The 20347-nt window shown below is 68.7% G+C and carries 21 protein-coding genes and 1 pseudogene; 10 read left to right on the plus strand and 12 right to left on the minus strand.

From position 1 onward, the window contains the following. Window positions 1-329: 329 nt before the first annotated feature. Together CJ179_RS34125 and CJ179_RS34130 are read left to right on the plus strand one after the other, a co-directional pair. Window positions 330-908, plus strand: coding sequence for an RNA polymerase subunit sigma-70 (locus CJ179_RS34125; RefSeq protein WP_072949840.1), 579 nt, complete (start codon window positions 330-332; stop codon window positions 906-908). Window positions 909-1209: 301 nt separating this feature from the next. Then, window positions 1210-1758, plus strand: a complete 549-nt coding sequence (locus CJ179_RS34130; protein ID WP_072949842.1) for a universal stress protein — start codon at window positions 1210-1212, stop codon at window positions 1756-1758. Between the two features lie 79 nt (window positions 1759-1837). Here CJ179_RS34130 and CJ179_RS34135 read toward each other — a convergent pair whose 3' ends face one another. The 4 genes from CJ179_RS34135 to CJ179_RS34150 all read right to left on the minus strand — a co-directional run bounded on the left by CJ179_RS34135 (window position 1838) and on the right by CJ179_RS34150 (window position 4869). Further along, entirely contained in the window at window positions 1838-2095 is a 258-nt protein-coding gene (locus CJ179_RS34135) for a hypothetical protein (RefSeq protein WP_072949844.1), read from the minus strand. A gap of 167 nt (window positions 2096-2262) precedes the next feature. Beyond that, on the minus strand, window positions 2263-2451 hold the full coding sequence (locus CJ179_RS34140; protein WP_072949846.1) for a hypothetical protein: 189 nt from the start codon (window positions 2449-2451) through the stop codon (window positions 2263-2265). A 262-nt stretch (window positions 2452-2713) separates the two neighbouring features. Then, a complete protein-coding gene (locus tag CJ179_RS34145; protein ID WP_095864298.1) occupies window positions 2714-3115 on the minus strand; it encodes a DUF5313 family protein in 402 nt (133 codons plus the stop codon). Next, window positions 3112-4869, minus strand: coding sequence for a SulP family inorganic anion transporter (locus CJ179_RS34150; RefSeq protein ID WP_095864299.1), 1758 nt, complete (start codon window positions 4867-4869; stop codon window positions 3112-3114). The genes CJ179_RS34145 and CJ179_RS34150 overlap by 4 nt, the downstream gene beginning before the upstream one ends. A 78-nt stretch (window positions 4870-4947) precedes the next feature. Between CJ179_RS34150 and CJ179_RS52255 the strand changes: the two genes are divergently transcribed. Next, window positions 4948-5133, plus strand: a complete 186-nt coding sequence (locus tag CJ179_RS52255; protein WP_143051535.1) for a hypothetical protein — start codon at window positions 4948-4950, stop codon at window positions 5131-5133. 43 nt (window positions 5134-5176) lie between these two features. On the opposite strand, the gene CJ179_RS34155 is transcribed toward CJ179_RS52255, so the two are convergent. The 3 genes from CJ179_RS34155 to CJ179_RS34165 form a co-directional block, all read right to left on the minus strand. Continuing rightward, the gene (locus CJ179_RS34155) at window positions 5177-7102 is read right to left on the minus strand and encodes a phosphoenolpyruvate carboxykinase (GTP) (protein ID WP_095864300.1); all 1926 of its coding nucleotides are present in this window, start codon (window positions 7100-7102) and stop codon (window positions 5177-5179) included. 58 nt (window positions 7103-7160) lie between these two features. Continuing rightward, on the minus strand, window positions 7161-8039 hold the full coding sequence (locus CJ179_RS34160) for a hypothetical protein (RefSeq protein WP_095864368.1): 879 nt from the start codon (window positions 8037-8039) through the stop codon (window positions 7161-7163). A gap of 133 nt (window positions 8040-8172) precedes the next feature. Next, window positions 8173-8538, minus strand: coding sequence for a helix-turn-helix transcriptional regulator (locus CJ179_RS34165; RefSeq protein WP_095864301.1), 366 nt, complete (start codon window positions 8536-8538; stop codon window positions 8173-8175). A gap of 306 nt (window positions 8539-8844) precedes the next feature. On the opposite strand from CJ179_RS34165, the gene CJ179_RS34170 reads away from it, so the two are divergent. Both CJ179_RS34170 and CJ179_RS34175 read left to right on the plus strand, forming a co-directional pair. After that, window positions 8845-9510, plus strand: coding sequence for a DUF1275 family protein (locus CJ179_RS34170; protein ID WP_244163944.1), 666 nt, complete (start codon window positions 8845-8847; stop codon window positions 9508-9510). Between the two features lie 153 nt (window positions 9511-9663). Beyond that, window positions 9664-9951, plus strand: coding sequence for a hypothetical protein (locus CJ179_RS34175; RefSeq protein WP_095864369.1), 288 nt, complete (start codon window positions 9664-9666; stop codon window positions 9949-9951). 427 nt (window positions 9952-10378) lie between these two features. On the opposite strand, the gene CJ179_RS51595 is transcribed toward CJ179_RS34175, so the two are convergent. Both CJ179_RS51595 and CJ179_RS34185 read right to left on the minus strand, forming a co-directional pair. Then, window positions 10379-10603: a hypothetical protein gene (locus tag CJ179_RS51595; protein ID WP_179377727.1), complete on the minus strand. Its 225-nt coding sequence runs from the start codon at window positions 10601-10603 to the stop codon at window positions 10379-10381. 233 nt (window positions 10604-10836) lie between these two features. Further along, window positions 10837-11325 (minus strand): hypothetical protein, encoded by a 489-nt coding sequence (locus tag CJ179_RS34185; protein WP_306454259.1) that lies wholly within the window; start codon window positions 11323-11325, stop codon window positions 10837-10839. Between the two features lie 156 nt (window positions 11326-11481). Between CJ179_RS34185 and CJ179_RS52260 the strand changes: the two genes are divergently transcribed. Both CJ179_RS52260 and CJ179_RS34195 read left to right on the plus strand, forming a co-directional pair. Next, window positions 11482-11760 carry a hypothetical protein gene (locus CJ179_RS52260; RefSeq protein WP_167372261.1) on the plus strand — a complete coding sequence of 93 codons (279 nt, stop codon included), beginning with the start codon at window positions 11482-11484 and terminating at the stop codon, window positions 11758-11760. Between the two features lie 358 nt (window positions 11761-12118). Beyond that, window positions 12119-13517, plus strand: a pseudogene (locus CJ179_RS34195) (NAD-dependent malic enzyme). Window positions 13518-13552: 35 nt separating this feature from the next. Here the strand turns inward: CJ179_RS34195 and CJ179_RS51600 are convergent. Together CJ179_RS51600 and CJ179_RS34200 are read right to left on the minus strand one after the other, a co-directional pair. Further along, on the minus strand, window positions 13553-13714 hold the full coding sequence (locus CJ179_RS51600; protein ID WP_179377728.1) for a hypothetical protein: 162 nt from the start codon (window positions 13712-13714) through the stop codon (window positions 13553-13555). Window positions 13715-13773: 59 nt separating this feature from the next. Further along, a complete protein-coding gene (locus CJ179_RS34200) occupies window positions 13774-14400 on the minus strand; it encodes a carbonic anhydrase (protein ID WP_095864302.1) in 627 nt (208 codons plus the stop codon). 2239 nt (window positions 14401-16639) lie between these two features. Between CJ179_RS34200 and CJ179_RS34205 the strand changes: the two genes are divergently transcribed. Then, window positions 16640-16918 carry a hypothetical protein gene (locus tag CJ179_RS34205; RefSeq protein ID WP_095864303.1) on the plus strand — a complete coding sequence of 93 codons (279 nt, stop codon included), beginning with the start codon at window positions 16640-16642 and terminating at the stop codon, window positions 16916-16918. Window positions 16919-17436: 518 nt separating this feature from the next. Next, on the plus strand, window positions 17437-17880 hold the full coding sequence (locus tag CJ179_RS54155; protein WP_179377729.1) for a hypothetical protein: 444 nt from the start codon (window positions 17437-17439) through the stop codon (window positions 17878-17880). Here CJ179_RS54155 and CJ179_RS34215 read toward each other — a convergent pair. After that, window positions 17862-19550, minus strand: a complete 1689-nt coding sequence (locus tag CJ179_RS34215) for an IS1634 family transposase (protein WP_095864304.1) — start codon at window positions 19548-19550, stop codon at window positions 17862-17864. The genes CJ179_RS54155 and CJ179_RS34215 overlap by 19 nt on opposite strands. Window positions 19551-19641: 91 nt before the next feature. Here CJ179_RS34215 and CJ179_RS34220 point away from each other — a divergent pair, with 91 nt between their 5' ends. Next, complete coding sequence (locus tag CJ179_RS34220; RefSeq protein WP_373560170.1) at window positions 19642-20331, plus strand: 3-oxoacyl-[acyl-carrier-protein] synthase III C-terminal domain-containing protein; 690 nt, start codon at window positions 19642-19644, stop codon at window positions 20329-20331. The last annotated feature ends 16 nt before the right edge of the window (window positions 20332-20347 follow it).

Genomic DNA, 20347 nt, shown 5'->3' on the forward strand with positions numbered 1-20347 from the left:
CCGGGCAGCGGCCGGATCTGGGTGTCGTTCCCGCCTGGGGGTGAGTTGAGCGTCTCTGCGACCACGGCGCCACCAACTGTCACCCGTGATGCGGATGGGCTCCGGGCAGCGGGCCGATCGTCTGCATCGTCACCGTGCCGAGGAACGAGAACAGCCGTGATGAGCGCTGCCGGATCGGGCGGACACGACCGCGCGGTGACGGCGGCGACTTCGTCGGCATCCGGGGTGACGGCGTGCCGCGAGAAGCGCTGCTACCAACACGAACTGGCCCCTGGTGCGATTGCATGTAGTCGTCGACACTGGTCCCACCATGAGCGGAATCATCGGCTGTGATCGTCATACGCCGGCCCGAGGAGGCCGACACCTTCCTCGACGCCGGCACCATGCGATGCCCGCAGTACCGGGGCACGGTGGCCAGGTGGGGACACGGGCGTGCCCGCACCGTCCGCTCGGTGGGCGCGACGACCCTGACCGTGCGCCCACAACGGGTGCGCTGCCGCGACGGCGGCGCCACGCACATCCTGCTGCCCACCGCCCTGCAGGTACGCCGGGCCGACACCACCGAAGTGATCGGAACTGCGCTGGCCCACAAGGCGAACGGCCCGGGATTCCGGAGCATCGCCGAGCGGATGGGGCGCCCGGAATCGACCATGCGCCGCTGGCTACGCCGCGCTGCCGGTGAGCATGTGCAGTGGCTGCATCGCCGGGGCACCGAGCGGCTGGCCCTCGTCGCCCGCGAGGCGTTCGTCACCATCCGGTTCGTCGGGAATCCGCTCGGAGACGCGCCGTGCGTCCTGGCGGCGGCCGCGGTCGAGGATCGTCGCCGCTTCGGGTTCCCCGATCCACCGTGGGACCTGATCGGGATCTACACACAGGGACACCTGCTGTCCCCACCCCGCAGCGGCTGACAGAACCGTCCGGTCCTGTCTTACCGTGCCCAGATGCGTCCGTCATCATGCCGACGATCGACCATATTCACGTCTGCAAACTCGATGACGGTAGGCGTTCCGCGGTGATTCGGCTGATCGGGGGTGCCAGGTGCTGTTGTGGGTACACCACCTTCAGCCGCCATGGGAGTCGAGCCCGTGCGCGATCGAGCACCCCGGACGTACCTCTGCCGGTGCGGCGAGCGCGCTGGGCGCCGCGGCGGTGACCATCGGCGCTCCAGGAGGCCGGCCTGCCCTGGTCGCCGGTGGTGAGGAGGAGCAGATGATCAAGAAGAAGCACCCCGACCGGGACGGCGTGCGGGACTGGCGGAAACCGGTGCGCGTGGACGGACCCGCGGCCGCGACCGAGCCGGCGTGCCATCTGGTGGTGGGGTTCGACCGGTATCCCGCCAGCCATCAGGCGCTGTCCTTCGCCATGGGCCTCGCGGTCCCGCTCCGTGCGTATCTGCATGTCGCCCACGTCGTCGACCTCGACGATTTTCCGGTCGAACCGGACCGGGACGATTGGGAACGGCGCATCGTCGAGACGGTCGAGCGGGAACGGGCGGAGGCGTGCACCATGCTCGCGTCGCTGCCCGGGAATTGGAGCTACTACTCCCACGAGGGCAACCCGGCGCACCTGTTGGCGACGATCGCCGACGCGAATGACGCCCTGATGATCATTATCGGCAGCTCACGGGGTGGGCTGGTGTCCGTCCTCGAGCGGGCGTTGGGGGAGTCGGTGTCCTCGCATCTGACCCACCACGGCCGCCGTCCGGTGGTCCTGGTGCCCGAACACATAGGCACCGCGCCACCGACTGCGGGGCGCTGAATGAGTTGCCGCAGCGAGGTCCGGGGTGACCCGCACCGACCACCGGACGCCCGTGAGTCCGCTATTCACCCAGATGGGGTCAGCCGTGGGCGAGGCGGCGTACGGCGCCGCGGAGGGTGTGTTCGATCTGGGGCAGGTCGACGTCTTCGGGGGCGGTGGCGGTGTTCTGGGTGGGGTTCCAGCTGATTCGGCGGTCGATCCCGGTGGCCGCGGCGGCGAGTTCGGTGCTCCACTCGCTCAGGGTCGGTTCGGGGTTGTCGACGCCTTCCCACTCGAGAATCCAGTGGGCGAGTGAGTTCCACTGCAGATCGGCGGCGTGGATGGTGCGGGTTGTCATCGGGTCCTGGCTTCTGTTCGGGGTGGTGGCTGGTTTCTGCGGTCGGCGATGTCGGCGAGCATGGGTGGTGGTTCCGGTGCCGTCGCGTCGGCGACGCGCCGGGGGGCGAGGGTCGGGCACGGGGATGCGAGGGAGAAGGCTATCGGCCCAAGGTTCAGGCGTGGGACCTATTCGCGTTCCGGCGCTCCCATGGTTTGGTGGCTCAGCCGTTCGGTGATCTGGTCCGGTTCCACCCGCTCGAAGTAGCGCGGGTCGGGATTGGTTCGCGCCGCGACGATGTCGCCGTAGTTGATCATCCGGGTCGCAGCGCCGAGATGGATTCTCTCGTGGGTGCCGACGTATCGGAAATGTGGCATGACCTTCCTCCCTCGCGGGCGTGGCCGGTGATCGGGCGCACCGCCGGACGGATATGGGGCGCCGCCACTCACATGCGTGCCGATCCAGCCTGGGTGGTTTCGCCGAGCCCCGGTTCCGCGTCGCTCGATCCGGGAGGCGCGCATACCCCGCCCAGTTCATCGTCCATTCCATTTTTTCTACTTACGAAGATTAGCAATTAATCGGTTGGTAGTGAACTGGGTGGACCCCAGGATCTGGGGTGCGCCCCGGTTGTTTGCGGGTTCAGGGGGCGGAGCGGTAGCGGGATTCGTAGGAGGCCTGCTCCTGGTCGAGTCGGCGTTGTTTGGTGGCGTTGAGGAGGCGGGGGTCGAGGCCGTGGCTGACGAGGCGGTGGCGGAGGTAGATGTTCTTCAGGGCGAGAAGGAAGTACACGAACGGCAGGAACAGCAGCAGGACCATGCCGGTGCGGATGATCCAGGGGCCGGGGATGAGCAGGAGCCCGGCGAGGATCGGGATCAGCGGGATGAGGCAGCGGGTGGCGTAGCGGCGGGTGGCGCCGGGGCCGGTGGTGTCCGCCACGACCCAGTCGTGCAGCTCGGCGGGCAGGGTTCTGCCCAGGACGTAGCCGAGGCGTTGCCGCGCAGTGGGCGTGGGGGTGGGAGTGGCTGCGGGGTTCTCGGTCATGGTCGGTCCTCGTTCGTGGTGGAGGTGTAGTGGTGTTGGGGTAGGACGAGCGTGCGGGCGTAGGCGATGGCGCGCGGGGTGGTGTCGAAGAGGCGCGGGGTGGTGTCGAAGAGGTGCCGGCTCTCGCTGTCGGTGGTGGTGAACACCCCGAGTGCTTTCAGGGGGCGGAGGTGTTCGGGTTTGGCTCCGGAGATCAGCACGGTGATGTGCCGGTGCTCGAGTTTGGTGATGACGTCCTTGAGGACGATCGCGCCGGTGGCGTCGATGGCGGTGATCCGCGACATCCGCAGGATCACCACCTTCACGTCGGAGACGTCGGCGAGTTCGAGTAGGAACCGGTGGGCGGCGGCGAAGAACAGGGCGCCGTCGATCCGGTACGCGACGATGTGCTCGCGGAGCAGGTCGTGTTCCTCGGCGAGGTGGTCGTCGGTTTCGAGCGGGACCTGTTCGATGCGGGCGGATTTCGCGACCGCGCGGAGGGCGAGGACGGCGGCGAATCCGACCCCGACGGCGACCGCGGTGACCAGGTCGAAGACGACGGTGACCAGGAAGGTGGCGACCATGACGATCGTGTCGGCGCGGGTGGCTCGGGTGATCGCCAGGATCGAGGCGGTCTCGACCATCCGCGCCGTGGTCGCCAGCAGCACCCCGGCCAGGGCGGCGAGCGGGATCTGCGCGACGAGCCCGGCCGCCGAATACACGATCGCCGCGAGGAGGAGTGCGTGGGTGAGGGCGGCGAGCCGGGTGCGGGCGCCGGAGCGCACGTTGACCGCGGTGCGGGCGATCGCCCCGGTGGCCGGCACCCCGCCGAACAGCGGGGCGGCGATGTTCGCCAGCCCCTGCCCGAATAGTTCCCGGTCCGGGTTGTGGCGGGCCCCGACGGCCATCGAGTCGGCGGCGGTCGCCGAGAGCAGGGACTCGAGTGCGGCCAGTGCGGCGACCGCGAGGGCGGGCGCGATCAGGGAGGTCAGTTCGCCGAGGTGCAGGAAACTCAGGGTGGGTGCGGCGAATCCGGCCGGAATGGTGCCGATCCGGGCGATGTCGAGGTGAAAGAGTTGCGCGATCAGGGTGGCGGCAGTGACCGCGATCAGGGAGAACGGGACGCGGGGGAGGGAGCGGCCGCCGAGGAGGATGACCGCGGCCACCGCCAGTGCGGTCGCCGGGGTCAGCAGGGTGGGGGCCTGCGCGAACTGATGGACGGCGTCGGCGGCGCTCTGCCACACCTTCTCCCCGGCGGCGCCGGTGATGCCCAGCGCGGCGGGAACCTGCTGCAACGCGATGACCACGGCGATCCCGGCGGTGAAGCCCTCGATCACCGGGGCCGGCATGTACCGCACGGCCCGGCCCACGCCGGCGAACGCCAGGACGACCAGCACCATTCCGGCGATCAGCCCGACCGCGAGGACCCCGGTCGGCCCGTACTGGCCGACGATCGGCACCAGCACGACGGTCATCGCCCCGGTCGGGCCCGACACCTGGAAGCGGGACCCGCCGAACACGGCCGCCACCGCCCCGGCGATGACGGCGGTGGTCAGTCCGGCGGCGGCGCCGAGGCCGGAACTGATGCCGAACCCCAACGCCAGCGGCAGCGCCACCAGCGCGACGATCAGCCCGGCGAGTAGGTCCGCGCCCGGGGCACCGGTCGCGGGTTTCCACTCACCCCAGCGCGGCAGCAGCGCGGTCGCCGACCGTGCCACCCGCACGAGGGTGCTTCCGGTCGCGTCGGCGGGGCCGGTGGGGGTTAGTTCGGTCATCGACGTTCCTCGGTAGTGACGGCCAGCGGGCCAAATCCTCTATAATTGCTAATGTTAGCAAGTAATCATCATGGAAAGTTGGGTGAGGCGGGTAACCTCGATCACGCCCTGCGGGGGCGGATTCTGCGCTGCACCGACTGTGGGCGGTGGTGCCGGGTGTCGGCGCTGCGGGCCGGCGAGGACCGCTGCCCGGGATGTGAGCGCTGCGGCCTGCTCGTCGCCGGCACCGGACAATGGTTTGCGCCCGAACGGCATTCGGGCTGACCCCCGCGCGCCCGACGGCCGGGGCGCGCACCGGTGGACGGTGTCAGAAGCGGGGCTGCGACCACCGGGATTCCCCGCCTCCGGGCGCTAGGTCGAGTCGGGGATCGGTGGTGGCGGCGTGGCGGGACGCGGCCGCGGCGAGCCGCTGCCGGAGGGTCGCGAGTTCCTCGCGCAGGACGTCGGGCAGCCTGTTGCCGCCGATGGTGGCGAACCACTGGTCGATCAGCCGAAGTTCGGTGACCCATTCGGTGGGGTCCACCCGCAGCGCGGCGGCGATCTTGGTGTGGTCGAACTTCAGACCGGTCAGGTCGAGGTCGCCCGGGGTGGGCAGATTGCCGAGCGGGGTCGCCTCCGCCCGTCCGTGGCCCTCGATGCGACCCAGCGCCCACTCGAGGATCCGGGAGTTCTCTCCGAAGCCGGGCCAGAGGAATTCGTCGTCATCGCCGCGGCGGAACCAGTTGACGTAGAAGATCTTCGGCAACAGCTCCGGGCTGGTCTTCTCGCCGATGTCGAGCCAGTGCTGGAAGTAGTCCCCGACGTGGTAGCCGAGGAACGGCAGCATCGCCATCGGGTCGCGGCGCACCACACCGACCCGCCCGGCCGCGGCGGCGGTCGTCTCCGACGACAGGGTGGCGGCCAGGAACACCCCGTGCCGCCAACTCAATGATTCGGTGACCAGCGGGATGGTGGTGGCGCGGCGGCCGCCGAAGAGGATCGCCGAGATCGGCACCCCGGCCGGATCGTCCCATTCGGGGGCGACGGTCGGGCACTGGGCGATCGGGGTGCAGTACCGCGAGTTCGGGTGCGCGGCAGGCTCCCCGGAGGTCGGGGTCCAGTCCCGTCGTTTCCAGTCCGTCAGATGCGCCGGCGGCGTGTCCGTCATCCCTTCCCACCAGATGTCGCCGTCGTCGGTGAGGGCGACGTTGGTGAAGATCGAGTTACCCCGCTCGATGGTGGCCATCGCGTGCGGGTTGGTGTGGACGCCGGTGCCGGGGGCGACACCGAAGAACCCGGCCTCCGGGTTGACCGCATAGAGCCGGCCGTCGGCGCCGAACCGCAGCCAGGCGATGTCGTCGCCGATGGTTTCGGCGGTCCATCCCTCGAGGGTGGGGTCGAGCATCGCGAGGTTGGTCTTGCCGCAGGCCGACGGGAACGCCGCCGCGATGTAGTGCACCGTCTGCTCGGGTGAGGTGAGTTTGAGGATGAGCATGTGCTCGGCGAGCCAGCCCTCGTCCTTGGCCATCTTCGACGCGATCCGCAGCGAGTAGCACTTCTTGCCGAGCAGGGCGTTGCCGCCGTAGCCGGAGCCGTAACTCCAGATGGTGCGCTCCTCGGGGAAGTGGGAGATGTATTTGGTGTGATCACACGGCCACGGCACGTCCACCTGCCCCGGGTACAGCGGGGCGCCGACCGAATGCAGGCATCGGACGAATTCGGTGCCCGCGGTGAGCCTGTCCCACACCGCGGTGCCGGAGCGGGTCATGATCTGCATCGACACCGCCACGTACTCCGAGTCGGTGATCTGGACCCCGAACTTCGGCTCGGCCGCATCGAGGGGCCCCATGCAGAACGCGATGACGTACATCGTGCGCCCGGCCATCGCCCCGCGGTAATGCTCGGTCATCACCGTCTTCATGTCGACCGGGTCCATCCAGTTGTTCGTCGGACCCGCGTCGGCCTGGAACCGGGAGCAGATGAACGTGCGGTCCTCGACCCGGGCCACGTCGTCGGGGTCGGAGGCGCACCAGAAGGAGTTCGGTTTGCGCTCGAGCCGCACGAAGGTGCCCTTGTCCACCAATTGGGTGGTCAGCCGGTCCCATTCGTCGGCGCTGCCGTCGCACCACACCACTTCGTCCGGTGCCGTGAGGTCGGCGACCTCGTCTACCCAGGACACGACGGCGGGATGCGCGGTCGGGGCAGTGCCGGCGCCGGCAGCGCCGGCAGCGCCGGGGGCGGTGGGGGTGCTCACGGGTGTTCTCCTCACAAGAATCCGACAGAATGTGCTGCGTGCGGTGCGGTGCGCTGGATCACCGATGTGGATCGCGATACGGGACGGGATGGCCGAGGGCCCGGCTCACGTGGCGGGCGACCGCGGAGACCAGCAGCCGATCATCGAGAGACGGCAGCATCCGATCGGCGGGGGTGATCAGCGCCAACGCCCGCACACATGCGGCCACCGCCTCGACCGTCACGGTCCGCACGCCGTGCCCACACAGCGCGGCGAGCAGCCCCGGCAGCACCAGCGCGCCATGGACGAAGCCGTCGGCGGGGACCGTCACCGTGCGCCCGACTGCCGCACCGTCGGGGGCGCAGCCGGCGAGATCGACCAGGACATCGTTGTGGTCCATCAACCGGCGCAGCGGGAACGCCTCGGCATCGCGCTCGTGCCAGCTGCTCAGATCCCCGACCCCGGAGGCGATCAACACCGGCGCCAGCAACGGCGCCCACGACGCGCCGGTGATGACGACCCGGCCGGCGCGTGGCGGGACGCCGCGGCGGCGCAGGGTGGTGATCGTCGCGGCCGCCACCGCCGCCGTCAGCACGTCCAGTTCGGTCAGGACCACGGGCCCGCCGCGCTCGGTCACCTCACGCGCCACCGCCGCGGACTCCCGGTGCCCCACCCCGACCACGAACACCGCGGACACCCCCGTCGGGAGACCCAGGATGCGCTCGGTCAGCACGTGCGGGTCGCCCGTGGTCACCGGAAGGCACAGCGCGCGCATCGGGGTCCGCTCCCGGATGAGCGCCGCATAATCCTCCATCGCGACCCACGGCGACCGGGTCCGCGCCGACCCGGCCGCGCCCGAGCCGGTGGTGGACACCGCGACGACGGCAACGCTGACTCCCGTCAAGACCGGACCGCCGTCGGACGGACCACTGGCACCACCGTCGTCATTGTTCGTCACCGCCCACTTCTCCTTTCTCGGTTTCCGGTCGAAAGCGAGTTCTCCCACGCCACCCGATCACACGATGTAAGCACTTAAGAAAATTCGCAACCAACTAATGCAATGGAGGGATTCCTGCCTTGGTGAGCCCCCGTCAGCCCCCGGTTTCACCCACCAAGGCAGGAGATTCGGGCACGTCCTCGAGCACCTCGGCCTGCCCGGCCACCACCCCCGTCAAGATCCCCCGCGCGACCCGCAGTAGCTCGGCGATGCGCGGCGAGGTCAGCGCGTAGGACACCGACAGGCCCTCGCGGCGGGCGGTGACCAGACCGGCCCGGCGCAGGATCGACAGCTGCTGGGACAGGTTCGCCGGCTCGATGCCCACCTCGGGCAACATCTCGGACACGGCGTGTTCGCGTTCGCTGAGCAGCTCGAGGACCCGGATGCGCGCCGGGTGCCCCAACGTTTTGAAGAAGTCCGCCTTCATCTGGTACAGCGGTTGGCGCGAGTTCGCGGCCATGGCTCCTCCTGTCGTCCGGGTCGAGCCAGCGGCGGCGAGGTGCGTGTCGCCCTCGCCGCGGCGCCGGGTCTGTTGCCTCGCCTGCAACCTAATAACTCCGTCTATGTTGCGTTACTTGCGAATCTTAGCAATTTGCTAGAATTCGCGCTGCAGGGCCCCTTCCGGCCCCGCATCCGGAAACCCGGGCGCCCGTAAAACCGTGTCGCGGCAGGCGCCTCGCCACCGAGGGGAGGACCGGGCCGACCGCGCTGGTCCACGATCCCCACCCTGTCCGATGCCGGCGACCTACCGGTGGTGAGAGAGCCGATGAGCACAACCGATGCAGAGATGACAGCGCGACCGCGGTCCCGGCGACCGGTGGAGACGATCGTCGCGATGCACCTCGGGTTCGTCGACGCCTTCGGGTTCGTCCTCCTCGGCGGGTTCTTCGTCTCCTCGATCGATGCCACCACTACCCGGACCGGCGTCGCCCTCGGCAGCAGTTCGTGGTTCGTCCTCGGACTCGGAGGGGCCATCCTTGCCGGGTTCGTCGTCGGTGTCGTCCTGGCCGCGGTGGTCGGCCGGATGTGGCCACGCCAGCGGGTGCCGCGGGTTCTGCTGCTCGCGGCGGTTCTCCTCGCGGCGGCCGGCGCCCTCCACGCGGTCACCACCACCGCACCCCCGATCGGATTCGCCCTCGCCCTGGCCATGGGAGCCGAAGCCACCCTGCTCGAGATCGGCGGCCTGCTCGCCGAGGCGGCGCGGTCCCTGACCGATCGCCTGTTCGGCCGGGGACCCCATCGATGGGTTCGATACCTGCGGCTCTGGGCTGCGGTCGCGGTGGGGGCGGCTGCTGGCGCGGTGACGTACCGGGTGCTCGGGTTCGGCGCCCTCTGGGTCGCCGCGGGGGCCGCGACCCTCGCCGCCTACGCCTTCAGGAACAGCCCCACCGACCCGACCGACGCCGCCGGCCCGTACGGGCTGGAAAGCTAGGCGCCCCACCGCCGATCGACCAGGGGGCGACTGTCGGCCGATCCGGAGCAGACCCGCGAAGCGGATACTCTCACCGGATTAACTTGCGGTAACCAATCACGTCGAACGGTGGAACGAGTGGGAGTCGACGGCGTGATGCGCCACCATGGGCCGATGAAGCCCCAGAAGAAGACCGCGATACGGCCCTCGTGGTCGGTGGGCGCTCGGGTGACGACACACCACTCGCCCGATCCGGCGCTCGCCGCGGATCAAAGGCCGCAGAAGAGCGGGGTGATCGTCGAAGATCACGGCGAGGTGATCGACTCGGTGACCCGGCCGTACGGGCGGGATTGGGCTCTTCCGCGCCGCTGGGCGGTGCTCCTCGACGAAGGACAGCTGGTCTTCCGCGACGGCGAGGAGCTGGAGGTCGAGGGAACGAGGAGTACGGAACGACGGAAGTAGGGACGCGGCGAGACGGCCCGGCTCCCTGCGCCGAGAGTCCGGCCCAGTCGCCGCCGTCCACCGCGCGCAGAGTCCTCTGATCAGAGCCGGAGCGCCGACCACCGGCGCCGCTTACCCAGCCCGACAGAGAAACCGGGCCCGAAAACTCTGGATCGACCCCCGATGGGAGTCGGTGCCCAAACCCCGCCGGGATCCGCCCTACGGTCTCCGGCGGAGTTTCCCCTGCCGTCACCGATCCCGGCGCGGCGATCGGCTCGGCGTCCTGCCGCGGCGCGTTCTCGCGGTCTGCGCTGGTGCGCCGTTTCGGCTCTGCCCCGCCTTGAGATTCACCGTGTTCGGGTCGTTCCGGCACCGGTACGGACGGTGTGCCGGCACGTCGGCTGCGTCCGGGTCGTGTGCGGTGTGTCCGTGCGCGACACACGACCCCTCACCCGGTGCACGTACCGGGGCTTGCCGACCGGGATGCGCTTGGGCACGTCAGGGCCGGGTGACCGCGGTCTTCGGCGAGCCCGATCTCGATTGCGCGGTGTTTGACGAAGTCGACGACCACGTCCCACCCGGCCGGATCGGTTTCGGCGGGGTTCTCCGATACCGACAGCGAGTCGGTCAGGGTGTCGAGGACGTGCCACCCGATGCCCTGCCGCCTCGGCACCCCGGGGTGTCCACGCGGGCAGCGATCGTGATCCGTAATCCGTATTCGGCGGGGGTGACGGTGCAGTGTAGGTCGGAGCCGAGGCGATCAGCTGGGTGCAGACCTCGTCGGCGGCGAGGGTGATGTCGGCGATCTCGTCGCGGGTGAAGTCTGCGCGAACCGCTAGGGTGCGTGTCAGCGCCCGCACCACCGGCAACTGGTCGAAGTCCGCCGGGACGCGGAGCCGCACCGGCTCACCGTATTTCGCCATCCTGCGGGACATCTCCTCGACCTACTCCCACCTGCCCGCCCGGTGCGCCTTGCTTCCTGTTGTCCGCGTACCCGGGTCGGGACCGGTTCACACAGTTTCGCGGCGAGCCTTCCGTTCCGGGACACGAAGTCCCGACGACAGTAACGGCTAGGGTCGGCGGCGGGATCGTGCACGGCGGAAGTCGAGGGGGATGACGTCCGCCCGGTGGGCTCGATGCCGGCCGGGCGAGGATCAGCCGGACGGCAGCGGTGTGCGCGTGCACGGCGGCGGCGCGGGCGGTGGCGCCGGGGTCGCCGAGGAGATGGGCCGCGGTGCGGTCGCATCCGATCAGGAACTGTTCGTAGGCGAGCCGGGTGGGTGCGGCCTCGTCGAGCTGGGAGATTGCGACGTCCTCGATCAGCTGCAACGGGTTGTGCACCAGCCGGTAGTTGATTCGTGCAACAGCCTTGGGAAGGACGATCGGTCCCAGCATCGGCTGAGCCTATGGCACGAGCCGCCGGTGCGGAGGGAAACGTTGCAGAGGGAAACACGGAACGGTGCCGGGGTGTGCGCCGGCTCGAAACCACCTTCGTCGCCGGGGCGGGCCCGACTCGACGATATCGGCGCGGCGCCGAATTCCCCGGCCATCATGTTTTCGGCAGTTCTCATTCCGGTGCCGGTCGGGTGTGGTCTGGTGCCGCCCGGCTGGTCTTCCGGTGGTGCGTGGTATCAGCTCGAACGCGAGACTGTCCTCGGTGCCGGGGAATCGGAACGCGAGGGCCTGCGCGTCGAACAGGGCGAACTATTGCATCCAGGAATGTGCTCGAGACCCGATCCCGGGCGCAGACCGGCGAAGTCGACCAGCAGCGTTGTCGTCGCCGACGCGGGGCGGGCCGGGAGCCGGGTGGTCGTTGCGGGCGCCCCGTGATGGTGCTGGATCCAACAGCGGATTCGTTCGTGATCGGTGGTGGGCCCGACCGGTGGATTCTTGTGTGCCGTCATGACGGCTCCTGCTCTTTCCGGTTTGTCTCTCGCGGTTGGGCGCCGCAGCGGCGGTGTTCTGTGTTCGCGCCTGGTGGCTGGTCGCCGCGGGTGTCTTCCATCCTGCTCCGCGGCCCGGCGACGCGGGGCAGCGTTTCGCGCGCGGAATCAGCCGAACTCGTCTTGTCCGGATCGGCGCTGGCCGCGCAGACTGAAGATGTTGCGGCGGAAGCGCCGGCCGTGCGGGCCGATCGGGTCACGCCCCCTGTAGGCGCCTGCTGCTCGTCACTCGATCAGGAGTTCCCATGCCCAGTCCCAGCCCCGGTTATTCGATCACCGTCCGCGTCCATGCACCGGTCGGCGCCGGCACCACGTCCACGTTGGCGGCGGCCATCGCGTCGGTGAAGGGTGCCATGACGGCGCTCGATGTGGCCGAGAGCCACCCCGACCACATGGTCATCGACCTCACCTGTGACGCCTCGGACGTCGCGCACGCCGACCAGATCGCGACCGCGATCGCCGAGGTGCCGGGGGTGATCGTCGGCAAGGTCAGTGACCGCACCTTCCTGCTGCATCTGGGTGGCAAGCTCGAGGTGGTCCCGACGGTTCCGCTGACACACCGCGACGACCTCTCCCGCGCCTACACCCCCGGCGTCGCCCGGGTGTGTACCGCGATCGCCGAACACCCCGAGGACGTGCGCCGCCTGACGATCAAACGCAACACCGTCGCCGTGGTCACCGACGGGTCCGCGGTCCTGGGATTGGGCAACATCGGTGCCGCGGCGTCGATCCCGGTGATGGAGGGCAAGGCGGCACTGTTCAAACGGTTCGGCGGTGTCGACGCCTGGCCGGTGTGCCTGGACACCCAGGACCCGGATGCCATCGTCGAGATCGTCCGCGCCCTGGCGCCCGTCTACGGCGGGATCAACCTCGAAGACATCTCCGCCCCACGGTGTTTCGAGATCGAGGCCCGGCTCCGCGACATGTTGGACATTCCGGTGTTCCACGACGACCAGCACGGCACCGCGATCGTGGTCCTGGCCGCCCTGACCAACGCGCTGCGCGTGGTCGGCAAGACGCTCGACCGGGCTCGGATCGTGGTCTCGGGTGTCGGCGCCGCCGGGCACGCCGTCATCCGGTTGCTCGTCGCCCAGGGCGGCACGAACATCATCGGTTGCGGGCGGAAGGGAATTCTGTCCCCGGACGACACCGCCGACGAATTTCGTACCTGGATCGCCGAGCACACCAATCCGGAGGCTCGGACGGGATCACTGCGGGACGCGCTGGTCGGGGCGGACGTGTTCATCGGGGTCTCCGCGCCGAACATTCTCACGGGCGAGGACATCGCGGCGATGGCCAACGACTCGATCGTGTTCGCACTCGCCAATCCGGTCCCGGAGGTCGATCCCGTCGTCGCCGGCGAACATGCCGCCGTGGTGGCCACCGGCCGGTCGGACTTTCCGAACCAGATCAACAACGTCCTCGCCTTCCCCGGGGGTGTTCCGCGGTCTGCTCGACGCGCACGCGGTCGATATCACCGACGAGATGCTGATCGCCGCGGCCCGCGCGATCGCCGACAGGGTGTCGCCGTCCGAGCTCAATGCCACCTACATCGTGCCGAGCGTGTTCGACGCGGGTGTCGCGCCGGCGGTCGCGGCGGCGGTGCGTCAGGTGGCCGAGAGGGGGCCACAGCCGCAGAAGTGAGCTACTCGATCTTCGTCGTGCGTGCGCCCGGGCGATCACCGCAGCGGGCACGCGGTGTCCCGATGCGTCGGCACGTGGGGAATCGATCGAGTCGCAATGCTCGCCGTCCTGGCGAGGACCTTCCGGGTCTCCTCCGCGGTGACCTCGGGGGCCGCGGAGATCGGCCGGTTCGCGATCTGCCCGTGCGTTCCGTTCACCGCGTCGGGTCTCCGGATGGACCGGTGGATCAGCGGATCAGCGGGCTCGGTGTGTCGCGTCAGTCGCGGAGCTCGCCGATGTCTCCGACCCCTCCCTGCAGGTGCATCCGGCCGTCGGACAGCTTGTAGGTGACGCCGGCAATAGCGCAGGCACCACTTCCGACGCGATCGGCGATGATGCGCGAACGCTGCATGAGCAGAGCCCCGGTCTCCACGACGTGGCGGCCTTCGAGTTCGTCGACGGTGGTGAGGCCCTCTTTGCGACCCACCATGATCGACGGCGCCACCCGTTCGACGATGCTGCGGATGAAGCCGTCCGGAACCTTGCCCTTGTCCAGCGCGTCGAGCGTGGACTTCACGGCGCCGCAACCGTCATGACCCAGCACGACGATCAAGGGCGCGTCGAGGGCCTGCACCGCGTATTCGATGGAACCGAGCACGGCGTCGTCGAGGACGTGGCCGGCCGTTCGGACGACGAACATGTCACCGAGTCCCTGGTCGAAGATGATCTCCGCAGCGACACGTGAGTCTCCGCATCCGAACACCACCGCGGTGAGGTGCTGCTCGGCGTCGAGCTGCGCGCGGTCGGCGATTCCCTGACCGGGGTGGATCGAGACTCCGCTGACGAAGCGCTCGTTACCCTGGCGGAGGGTTTTCCACGCGGCAACCGGGTTGGAGTGGGGCATGCGGTTATCGTGCACCCGCCCTGTTGCGGCTGCTCGGCGGGAACATTACGGCGACGGAAACTCCGGTTCGCGCCTCGCCGACGGGACGTGTGAGGAGAAGTGACGGGCGACGCCTCGTGCCGATCAGCCGGTGCGAGTCGGAGGCCTGGAATCTCCCGCGGCGTCGTGAGGGTGTGTGACCGCCCGACACATCCTGTGAGCGAGATCATGCTGCAGCAAACGCCCGTCGTCGGGTGGCGCCCACTGGGGGAAATGGGTGCAGCGGTGGCCAGTCCCGCCAGTGGCGGGCGTCGAGCCAGACCGACATCCTGCGCGCTTCCGGCGGGCCACCATCGACGGGGGAGACAGCCCTCGATAGGCCTCGCGAGTCTCGTGTCCCGACCGAACCGCTGATCCGCAACCCGAGGGCCCACCCCGGCGCGCGAATCACGGCCCAGCAGGAAGCCATGAACGCGATGATGTGGATTGGGGCGGCGCCCTCCTGGTGGTTGACGGCGCGGTCAGCCTGCTGACAGGGCCCATCACCTAGTGGGTCCTCCGACGTCCGGACAACCTCGAGCAGGAACCGCCCCGTGTCGACGAGGTCACCTCGAGCAGGAACCGCCCCGTGTCGACGAGGTCACCTCGAGCAGGGCCACCACACCGATGTCCTGCGGCCACCTGGCCTCGTCCGGCCACAGATTTATCACATCCTGGCGGCCAACCTCTCGATGAGCCTCACCCGATCCGTGCCGGAACGTCCACCCCGGAAAACGACATCGCCCGCCCGCCGTCTCTCCACCCCCCGCGACCAGATCACCCGGCCGCCGTACCACCACCGTCCGGGAACCCGCCGGGGCGTCGAGTCATCACGCTCGATCGTCCACCTGACGTTCGCGCACCCGCGCATAGCCACTGGTATCCGAGTCGGCGACCGTCCTCGCACCTGATCCACCACGGCCGCCGCCCGGTGGTCCTCGTCCCCGCACACACACCAACACCGCGCCACCAGCAGCCTGTCGCTGAGTTGAGACGACCGACAGTCGGTCGCCGAGTCAGCCAGTGCCCCTGTGTCACCGCGTCTTCCGGAGCACATGCGCGTGAGGGGGCGCCCCGGCAGCGGGATCCGTCGGAGGCCTGCTCCTGGTCGCGCCGGCGTCGCTTGTGGAGACCGAGCAGGTGGGGGTCGAGGCGGAGGCCGACGAGCCGCTGCGGCGGTAGATGTTCTCTCAGGGCGAAACAGGGAGTACGCGAAGGGCCGGAACAGCAGCAGCACCATGCCGATCAGGATGAACAGGCGGACACCAGATGCCAAAACCATTGAGCCTGACAGGAACTCGATCAGCGTAACGGTAAACCGCGGTAACCGACCATTGGGCGAACGGTGGTAGGTCCCGGCAGTCGGACTGAGGCGCAAGCCTCCATGCATGGTGAGGAATCGCCTGTTGCGAGGAGGGCGGCGGAGCAAACCTGCCGATTGCTGATCGTCTCGCCACCTGGCGAAACCCTACTGCGGCGCGCTGACCGCACACTTCGACGAGATCGGTACATCGGCGTGGTTGCCCGCACCCCCGGCACTGGCCGCGTTGCCGTTCCACCGCGCTCCCGCCACCCCCGCTTGTCCGCGCTTGAGGATGCGACCCGGTGAGGATCGAAACACGCCGCCAGCGCGGCATCCTGGCAATCGATATGCTCCCGCCCCGCAACGAGCCGAACGCCCACCCGCCCACAACACCGTTCCACGCCGGAGAACCGATGCTGCCGTCCTTCGTGCCCCAGACGGTGCCTCCCACGTATCGCCGCCGCCCAGCGCTCTAGAATGTGACGGTGGTCATTGTTTTCGAGGTGTTGCTGGTTCTCGCGGCTGTGCTCATCACGTGGTTCTCCCTGTACGTCATCTACCGCTTGATCGACGGCGAATCGAACCGCCGATACCGGTAACCTCGACCGGCTTGACGCCGCCAGGGTCACCCCCGGAGGCGCTCGGCGAATGCCGTCGGCAGGTCACCGCGGTCGCCCAGCTGATTATCAGTGCGGAGGACTCTCGAACTCCAGACGGTTCGTCCGCTGGTGGTTGAGCATCGGACGCAGCTCGATCCACACCAACGGCGACATCCCAAACGGTGACCCGTTGCATCCGGTTCCTCACTTACCCCACCGGCGACGTCACAGGCGTCGATCAACTCATGCTGGAGTGCTACCTGGACGACCTGGCCAACGATCGTCTCGGCCGGGGTAGGGGAAGAGGAGGATAAAGGGCATGGCCGATCCGACGAGCACCTACCGGGAGAATGCGCGGGACACTGAGAAGTTGGTGTTGGCGCTCCGGGACCGGCTCCTGCGGGTGCGGGCGGAGATCGAGGATTGGCCGGACGCCCGCCATGGTCTGCGGAGTGACGGGCAGGGTTCGACGACCGATCCGGATGCCTTGGCAGCGGTCGTCGCGGCTCAGATTCGGGACGCACGGGCTGCGCTCGCGCATGTCGATGCCGCGCTGCAGTATGCGTGGGCGACCGCGAAGTGTCTGCACATTCAATGATCGGGAGCGGCGACGATCCCGGCGGATTTGTTCGCGGTGCCGGCGGCTGTCGTCACGGTAGCCATTGCACGGCGGTGTCCGCGCGCCACTGCAGGTAGGGGTCGTGGCTCCAGCGCGATGGCAGTGCACGAGTTGAACAAGGTCTGCCACGGTCGTCGATGGCCACCACGCAGAATTTGCCAGTAGTCGGCATGCCGCTGGACGGGTCGAGTGGGTGTTCACGACGTCCGACGAAGTGATGGTCGTCAATCAATAGGTGCTCACCTGACCGCCGCCGCGCAGTATCCGCGCTCGCGGCCGCCCTGAATCCATATAGGTACTTTTGTTTTTCGAGTGCGTGCCGTCGAACGGTCTCACCCGGAAGAAACCAATCAGGGCCGACGGGAGCGAAACAAGGTGGTGGCGACCTCACCCTAGGGGGGCTGCCCTTCGTCGGCGGCGGTCACGACACTGGAGGACACAACCCACCCAGCAGACGCGGACGGCGAGTGCTGCCGGTCGACCAACGGAGTGCGCCCGTGGCAATTCCGATCACGAACAGCCAGGAAATCCAAAACAGTTCGATCCTCGGACTGGGGGTGTATCGACCCTCTCGGGTGGTCACCAACGACGACATCTGCCGTCAGATCGACTCCACCGACGAATGGATTCGGGTCCGATCGGGAATTCGGGTTCGGCGCTTCGCCGGACCCGACGAGACCTTGATCGACATGGCCGTGCGCGCCGGTCGAGACGCCCTGCGCTCGTCCGCGGTGCCCCCGGACCAGATCGGGTGCGTGATCGTGGCAACCTCGACCTTCCCCTACCAGACGCCCGCAGCCGGCCCGCAGATCGCGCACCAGCTAGCCGGAGTTTCCCCGCTGTCTCGCGCCTGGGTGGCGTTTGTGCTGGCCAGTAGGGATTTTGGGGTGGTGTGGCTGTATTACCTAACTGTCGTCTCGGATCATCGGGTGGGGGCGTAGCGGTCGAGTGCGAACACCTCGTAGAGGCGGTGTTGGGTGTCGTTCATGTCGGTGAGCATGCGGCTGGCGCGGGGTCGTCCCTTGCCGCCGTCGTGGTAGAGCAGCACGGTTTCTTCGATGCCGGCGAGTTCGGTGAGCAGGGCGCGCACGGACAGGTGCAGGCCGGCGTGTTCGGCCTGGCGGCGCATCAGGTGTGCCACGGCGAGGGCGAGGACGCAGTAGAAGACGTGGACGCGGATCTTGGAGTCGGTCCAGTGGTGCATCGGGGAGAACGAGACGACGGCGGGATCTTTGAGTTGCCGGAAGCCGGATTCGACTTCGGATTGGGACCGGTAGGCGGCGACGACCTCGGCGGCGGTCCAGTGCTCACGGTTGGTGAACAGGATGCGTTTGCCGAAGATCCGGTGTTCGAGTCGTTTCCGGGACTTGGTGTCGGTGCGCCAGGACAGCCGCAGGCTGCCGGGAGTGTCCCCAGTCAGGGTGGTGGTGAGTACCTCGCGCACCCAGCGGGGCCGGCAGATCCGGTCGATCGCGTCCTGCACGGCGGCCTTCTCGCGGCGCGTGCGTCCGCGCGCGAGGGTGGCCTGCAGTTCGGCGAGTTGTCGGCGGACCTTGGCCAGGGTCTGGTCGAATCCGCGGGATTGTTTGGCGTGCAGGTTCGGCGAATGGGTCACCACGGCCCGCCGGGTGACACCGAGGGCGCGGACTTCGGTGTCGACACAGGTCAGGCCGGGATAGCGGTCCTCGTCGACGCTGATGTAGCGGGATTTGCCCAGGGCCAGCAGCTCGGGATGATCACTCGGGGGCAGCGAGCCCACGAAGCCGATGCCCGAGTCCTCGACGCGGGCGTGGTTGGCGGTCGAGTTCTGGCCGGCGTCGTAGACCACGGTCAGCGAGTCGACCGTGTTGGTCAGGTCCCGGTAGCGGGTCACCAGTGCGTCGAGGACGTCGGAGAACTGGGTGACGTCGGGTCGATCGCCCGGGTACGGGTGCGAGACGATCGGGACTCCGCCGTCGCGGGTGATCACCAACGCCAGCCCGACCAGCCGCAGGTCCACGCGTTTCTGTTTGGCCCTGCCGCGTTGTGCGATCGGCGCCGCCTCGTTGGCCGAGTCGATGAACGTGGCGAAGTTGGTCATGTCCAGGGCCAGCCCGGACAGGTCCAGCCCGAACTCGGTGACCATGCGGCGGCCGAGTTCGGTCTCGACCCGGCGGAGTTCGTCCTCGCCGAGGCGGTCCATCGCCTTCCAGAAGCGGCGGTGATCGAGCGCGGCGGCGGGCGCCTTGACCCACCGGGAGCCCGCGGTGCCCGCCCACCACTGCGCGAACGCCGCCTTCGATCGCGGTGCCACCACCCGGTTGACGGTGGCCAACGCCAGGTAGGTGCCCACCGACACCGCCGCATCCGAGCGGCGCGGCGCGACCGCGTCGATCACCTCGGCCACTCCGAGCCGGTCGAGGATCGACCATGCCGCCGCCACATCCCCGAACCCCTTGTGCTGGGTGCGGACCGGCTGCCCCTGCTCGGCGCCGGTCAGCTTCGCCATCACCTCGTCCGCGCTGCCCAAATACTGCTGCGAGACGATCCGCGGCTTGCCGTCCACACGGGCCGATTCGACCAGGTAGTAGTACGTCTTCCCGCCCTGCCGCTTCCCCACGATCGAAGCCATATCTAGGTAATACAGCCGATGGCACCGAAAGGCAAGCACCACAGTCGAAGACACGCCGACCAATCAGATAGCGGGGAAACTCAAGCTAGGGATCACCGGAAGCGCATTCGACGTCTCCGCCGGGTGCGCCGGTTTCTGCCTTGCACTCGCACTGGCCTCCGATGTCGTGCGCGGGCGCACCGCCAGCCATGTGCTGGTCATCGGCGTCGAGCGTCTCAGCGAGTTTGTCGACTTCACGGACAAGTCCACCGCGTTCATTTTCTCCGACGGCGCGGGCGCTGTGGTGGTCGGTCCCTCCGACGAACCGGGCATCGGACCGGTGGAATGGGGTTCGGACGGATCCCAGGCGCACGCCCTCACTCAACATCCGTCGCTGACGACGTTCCGCGACAATCCGATGGGCCCACCGCCCACCGTGAGGATGGACGGGCCCGCGATATTCCGATGGGCGGTGTCCGAGATGGAAAAAGTCAGCCGATCTGCCCTCGACCGGGCAGGTGTCGCGATCGACCAAGTCGATGCCTTCATCCCACATCAGGCGAACCTGCGGATCACCGAAGCGATCACCAAGCGACTGAAGCTGAAACCCGCCACGGTTGTCGCACGGGACATCGTCGAGGCGGGCAACACCTCCGCCGCCTCCGTGCCGCTCGCCATGGAAACCTTGCTCCGCACCGGGGATTCGCACGCCGGAGACACTGCACTGCTCGTCGGGTTCGGCGCCGGCCTGACCTACGCCGCCCAGGTCGTCACCCTGCCCGCCGCACCACAGCACTCCTGAGAAGCTGATCTCGAAC

The organism is Rhodococcus sp. ACS1 (genome assembly GCF_002300155.1).
Lineage (GTDB): Bacteria > Actinomycetota > Actinomycetes > Mycobacteriales > Mycobacteriaceae > Rhodococcus_F > Rhodococcus_F koreensis.